This window comes from Streptomyces sp. NPDC058955, from assembly GCF_042741435.1.
Classification (GTDB): Bacteria; Actinomycetota; Actinomycetes; order Streptomycetales; family Streptomycetaceae; genus Streptomyces.
Genome location: NZ_JBHYKM010000025.1, coordinates 64,115 through 70,224 on the forward strand (window position 1 = coordinate 64,115; position 6,110 = coordinate 70,224).

Below are 6,110 nucleotides of genomic sequence, written 5' to 3' on the forward strand. Positions count from 1 at the left end.
CGTGCGCTTCCGCCACCCGGACGGCACCCTCGTCCACCTCTCCTACTGCACCAACGTCCACCCCGCCGAGACCCTCGACGGCGTCCTCGCCCAGCTCCGCGACCACTGCGAGCCGGTGCGCCGACGTCTCGGCCGCGACCGGCTCGGCATCGGACTCTGGCTCGCCAGGGACGCCACCCAGGCCCTGGCCGCCGACCCGGTCACCCTGCGCGGCCTCCGCACCGAACTGGACCGCCGCGGCCTCGAAGTCGTCACCCTCAACGGCTTCCCCTACGAGGGCTTCGGCGCGGAGGCGGTCAAGCACCGCGTCTACCGCCCCGACTGGACCGAACCGGAGCGCCTCGCCCACACCACCGACCTCGCCCGCCTCCTCGCCGCCCTGCTCCCCGACGACGTCACCGAGGGAAGCGTCTCCACCCTGCCGCTGGCCTGGCGCACCGGCTTCGACGAGCACGCCGCCGCCACCGCCCGAGCCGCCCTCACCACCCTGACCGAACGGCTCGACGCCCTGGAGGAGCTGACCGGCAGATCCGTGCGCGTCGCCCTGGAACCCGAACCGGGCTGCGTGGTGGAGACCACCGCCGACGCCCTCGGACCGCTCACCGGCCTCCCCGGTGACCGCGTCGGCGTCTGCGTCGACACCTGCCACCTCGCGACCTCCTTCGAGGACCCCGCCACGGCACTCGCCGCACTCGACGCCGCCGGCGTCCGCGTCCCCAAGGCCCAGCTCTCCGCCGCCCTGCACGCCGAACACCCCCACCGCCCCGAGGTGCGCGCCGCGCTCGCCGCCTACGCCGAACCGCGCTTCCTGCACCAGACCCGCACGGCCACCACCACGGGACTCCGCGGCACCGACGACCTGCCCGAAGCGCTCGCCGGGGAGGCCCTGCCCGACACCGCCCCCTGGCGCGCCCACTTCCACGTCCCCCTGCACGCCCCGCCCGCCCCGCCGCTCACCTCCACGCTCCCCGTCCTCAAGGACGCCCTGGCCCTCCTGGTCGGCGGCACCCACCCCCGCACCCGCCACCTGGAGGTCGAGACGTACACCTGGCAGGCCCTCCCGCCCGGAGCGCGGCCCCGCACCCGCGGGCAGCTCGCCGACGGCATCGCCGCCGAACTCACCCTCGCCCGCGACCTGCTCACCGACCTCGGCCTGAAGGAACTCCCGTGACCGACGCGAAACCCCCGGCCGACGGGCGCCCGACCCGCCTCCTCGTCCTCGACGTCGTCGGCCTCACCCCCCGCCTCCTCGACCACATGCCCCGACTCCGCGCCCTCGCCGACGCCGGCTCGCGGGCACCGCTGTCCACCGTGCTGCCCGCCGTCACCTGCGCCGCCCAGTCCACCTTCCTCACCGGCACGCCCCCCTCCGACCACGGCATCGTCGGCAACGGCTGGTACTTCCGCGAACTCGGCGACGTCCTGCTGTGGCGCCAGCACAACGGCCTGGTGGCCGGCGACAAGGTCTGGGACGCCGCCCGCCGCGCCCACCCCGGCTACACCGTCGCCAACATCTGCTGGTGGTACGCGATGGGCGCCGACACCGACATCACCGTCACCCCTCGTCCCGTCTACTACGCCGACGGACGCAAGGAACCCGACTGCTACACCCGCCCGCCGGCCCTCCACGACGAACTCACCGCGCTGTTCGGCACGTTCCCCCTCTTCCACTTCTGGGGGCCGGGCGCCTCCCTCGCCTCCAGCCGCTGGATCGCCGACGCCACCCGCCACATCATGCGCACCCGCCGCCCCGACCTGACGCTCTGCTACCTCCCGCACCTCGACTACGACCTCCAGCGGTACGGCCCCGACGACCCCCGCTCGCTCCGCGCCGCCGCCGAACTCGACGCGGTCGTCGGACCGTTGCTCGACGACGCCCGCGCCGAGGGCCGCACGGTCGTCGCCCTGTCCGAGTACGGGATCACCCGCGTCAGCCGACCCGTCGACATCAACCGCGCCCTGCGACGCGCCGGACTCCTCGACGTCCACACCCAGGACGGCATGGAGTACCTCGACCCGATGGCCTCCCGGGCCTTCGCCGTCGCCGACCACCAGCTCGCCCACGTCTACGTCCGCCGCCCCGAGGACCTCCCGGCCACCCGCGCCGTCCTCCGGGACCTGCCCGGCGTCGAGCGACTCCTCGACGACGAGGGAAAGAAGGCACATGGCCTCGACCACCCCCGCTCCGGCGAGCTGGTCGCCGTCGCCGAACCCGACGCCTGGTTCACGTACTACTACTGGCTGGACGACGCGCGCGCCCCCGACTTCGCCCGGCTCGTCGAGATCCACCGCAAACCCGGCTACGACCCGGCCGAACTGTTCATGGACCCCCAGGACCCCTACGTACGGCTCAAGGCCGCGGCCGCCGTCGCCCGCAAGAAGGCCGGCCTGCGCTACCGCGTGGCGGTCGTGCCGCTGGACCCGTCACCCGTCCGCGGCAGCCACGGCCGCCTGCCCGCGAACGACGCGGACGGCCCGCTCATCCTCTGCTCCACCCCCGGCGCCCTGCCCGGCCGCACCGCGGCCACCGACGTGAAGCCGCTCCTCCTGCGGCTCGCCGGCCTCTCCTGAGCCGCCGCCCCGCTCCCCGTACCGACCCCGAGCGCTCCGGCACGCCCGAAACGCACCCGTACCCCCGCACCTCCGTCACCACGAAAGCGAGAACGCCGTGACCACGTCCCCCGAAGAGAACACCGCCGCCGACGAGCTGCGCCGCACCCTCGGCGTCAGCCGCCGCCGCTTCCTCAGCACCTGCACGGCCACCGCGGCCGTCGCCATCGCCGCCCCCGTCTTCGGCGCCTCGCCCGCCCTGGCGCAGGAGGCGCCCGAGACGGCCGGCGACCACGGCCGCTCCGCCCTCGTCCCCCCGGACAGGCGCGGACTGATCCTCTACACCGTCCGGGACGCCGTGGCGCGCGACCCGCTCGCCTCCGACCTGCCGTCCGGCTTCCGCGAGGTGTTCCGGCAGCTGTCCCGGTACGGCTACCGGCAGGTGGAGTTCGCCGGCTACCGCCAGCACGCCAACGCCCCCGGCGGCGCGGACCTCGGCACCGTCGAGGGCGCCCGGCTGATGCGCTCCTGGCTCGACGAGTACGGGCTGCGCGCCCAGGGCAGCCACGGCTTCATCCCGAGCTCCTGGCCGCTCACCCCGGCCGACCTGGACGCCTTCCGGCGGGCCCTGGAGATCGCGAACATCCTCGGCATGGAGCACATGGGCACCGGCGGCGACCCCACCAACAGCCCCTACCGCGCCGACTGGGACGTCGCCGCCGACAAGTGGAACACCCTGGGCGCCCTCGCCGCCCGGGAAGGGATCAAGCTCTACACCCACAACCACGACAGCGCCTACGACTTCCTCCTGGACGGCGGTCCGCTCGACGCCCAGGGCCGGCCGACCCGCAGCTCCGGCATCCGGAAGCTGGAGTACTTCCTGCAGGTCAGCGACGCCAGAAGCGTCCACCTGGAACTCGACGTCTTCTGGGCCCACGTGGCCCGGTACAAGTTCCACACCTACACCGCCCACGACGGCTCCCGGCACGAGCAGATCTTCGACCCGGCCGGGCTCGTGGTCCGCCACACACCCCGCTTCCCGCTCTTCCACGCCAAGGACGGCGTGATCAACCCGCAGAGCGGCCTGGGCTACGACATGGTGCCGTTCGGCACCGGCGACATCGACTACCGGCGGTTCTTCACCCGGGTCGGCGCGAAGAACCGCCACCACCCGATGGTCGAACAGGACACCGCCCCGAGCGCCACCGTCCCCGGCCAGTCCCTGGAGTACGCCCGCATCGGCTACGACAACCTCGCCGCCCTCCGCGCCCATCGCTGACCGGCGCCCCGCCCCGAACGAGTAGCGAAGGAGTTCCGCGTGCGCAACAGACGGATCGTCACCCTCCTGGGCACGGCGGCGCTGGCCGGCGTCATCGGGCTGCTGCCCCTGGCCCCCGTCCAGGCCACCACCGCACCGGACGCGGCCCCCTCGGCCGCGCCGGACTTCCAGAAGGTCACCCTCAACGACCGGCCCGGCGAGCCCATGGCCCTCGCCGTCCTCCCCGACCTGCGCGTCCTGCACACCGCGCGCACCGGCGAGATCCGCATCCACGACCCGAAGAGCGGCGTCAACTTCCTCGCCGCCGACATGAAGAAGAGCCCCGCCGGGCTCTACCAGCACGACGAGGAGGGCGTCCAGGGCATCGCCGTCGACCCCGACTTCGCCAGGAACCACTGGGTCTACCTCTACTACTCGCCCCGCCTCACCACCCCCGTGGACGACCCCGCCACCCCGGGCGTCAACGAGGGCGACGCCCCGCAGACCGGCACGCCCGCGGACTTCGCCCCGTACAAGGGCCACACCCGGCTCTCCCGGTTCAAGCTCACCGGGAACAAGCTGGACTACGGCTCCGAGCAGAAGATCATCGACATCCCCGCCGACCGCGGCATCTGCTGCCACGTCGGCGGCAAGATCGACTTCGACCACCGGGGCAACCTCTTCCTGTCGACCGGGGACGACTCCAACCCCTTCTCCTCGGACGGCTACGCCCCGATCGACGACCGCCCCGACCGCAACCCCGTCTACGACGCCCGCCGCACCTCGGGCAACACCGACGACCTGCGCGGCAAGGTGCTCCGCATCAAGGTCAAGCGCCACGGCGGCTACACGATCCCCGACGGCAACCTCTTCGCGCCCGGCACGCCGAAGACCCGCCCCGAGATCTACGCCATGGGCCTGCGCAACCCCTTCCGCTTCGGGGTGGACAAGCGGACCGGCGACGTCTACGTCGGCGACTACTCGCCCGACGCCCGCACCGCCCGCCCGGACCGCGGACCCGCCGGGCAGGGCCGCTGGATGGTCATCGACCGCCCCGCCAACTACGGCTGGCCGTTCTGCGTGACCCGCGACCAGCCCTACCAGGACTACGACTTCGCCACCCAGAAGTCCACCGGCGCCTTCGACTGCGCCGCCCCGGTCAACGACTCGCGCCACAACACCGGCCTGGCCGAGCTGCCGCCGGTCACGGACGCCGAGATCGTCTACGGCTACGGCGCCTCCGCGCAGTTCCCGCAGCTCGGCACGGGCGGCATCGGCCCCATGGGCGGCCCGGCCTACCGGTACGACAAGCACAACACCGCCGAGAACCGCTGGCCCGCCTCCTTCGACGGCAAGCCGCTCTTCTACGAGTGGACCCGCGACCAGCTGAAGGCCCTCACCCTCGGCAGGCGCAACGACGTGCTCGCGATCGAGGACGCCGTCCCCGGCATCCGGACCGACGGGCCGATCGACGCCGAGTTCGGCCCCGACGGCGCGCTCTACGTCCTGGAGTACGGCACCGGCTACTTCGCCGAACTGCCCGAGGCCCAGCTCTCCCGCATCGACCACGTCCGGGGCAACCGCACACCGGAACCCAAGGCCGCCGCGGACGTGGTCAACGGAGTCAATCCGCTGACGGTGCGCTTCTCCGCCGCCGGCACGCGGGACGCCGACGGGGACGCGCTCCGGTACGCGTGGGACTTCGACGCCGACGGCACCGTGGACTCCACCTCGACCGATCCCACGCACACCTTCACCACGAACGGCGTCTTCGAGGCCACCCTGCAGGTCACCGACAGCACCGGCCGCTCGGCCTCCACCGCCGTCCAGGTCGTCGTCGGCAACAAGGCGCCGGTCGTCTCCCTCACGACCGACCCCGCGCCGCACGGAGGCACCCCGTTCCACTGGGGCGACACGGTCACCTGGAAGGTCGACGTCACCGACGACCAGCCGGTCGACTGCGCGAAGGTCACCGTCTCGTTCGTCCTCGGCCACGACTCGCACGGACACCCCTTGTCGACGAGCACCGGCTGCTCGGGCTCGTTCCGGACGTTCGTGGACGGCGGCCACGCCGGCTCGGACAACCTGAAGGCCGTCTTCAACGCCTCGTACAAGGACACGCCCCCGGCGGGACTGCCGTCCCTCTCGGGCAGCGCGGAGGTGGCCCTGACCCCGGCCGACTGACCCGCGGCACGTCCGAGCGGGGCCCCCGGGGGGGGGGGGCCCCCCCCCGCGGGGCCCCCCGGCGGCCCCGGGGCGAGCGCGGGGCCCGGGGGGGTGGCGTCGGCGGGGGAGGATGAGA

4 protein-coding genes are annotated in these 6,110 nt (G+C 73.5%); all 4 read left to right on the forward strand.

The window, feature by feature from the left end; genetic code table 11:
- The first annotated feature begins 1 nt into the window (after position 1).
- The 4 genes from eboE to ACFW1I_RS12990 all read left to right on the forward strand — a co-directional run bounded on the left by eboE (position 2) and on the right by ACFW1I_RS12990 (position 5,992).
- Positions 2-1,171 carry a metabolite traffic protein EboE gene (gene eboE / locus ACFW1I_RS12975; protein ID WP_384669297.1) on the forward strand — a complete coding sequence of 390 codons (1,170 nt, stop codon included), beginning with the start codon at positions 2-4 and terminating at the stop codon, positions 1,169-1,171.
- The gene (locus tag ACFW1I_RS12980) at positions 1,168-2,571 is read left to right on the forward strand and encodes an alkaline phosphatase family protein (protein WP_384669298.1); all 1,404 of its coding nucleotides are present in this window, start codon (positions 1,168-1,170) and stop codon (positions 2,569-2,571) included. The genes eboE and ACFW1I_RS12980 overlap by 4 nt, the downstream gene beginning before the upstream one ends.
- Before the next feature lie 97 nt (positions 2,572-2,668).
- Entirely contained in the window at positions 2,669-3,829 is a 1,161-nt protein-coding gene (locus ACFW1I_RS12985) for a sugar phosphate isomerase/epimerase family protein (RefSeq protein ID WP_384669299.1), read from the forward strand.
- Between the two features lie 39 nt (positions 3,830-3,868).
- Positions 3,869-5,992 (forward strand): PQQ-dependent sugar dehydrogenase, encoded by a 2,124-nt coding sequence (locus ACFW1I_RS12990; RefSeq protein ID WP_384669301.1) that lies wholly within the window; start codon positions 3,869-3,871, stop codon positions 5,990-5,992.
- Positions 5,993-6,110: the final 118 nt, after the last annotated feature.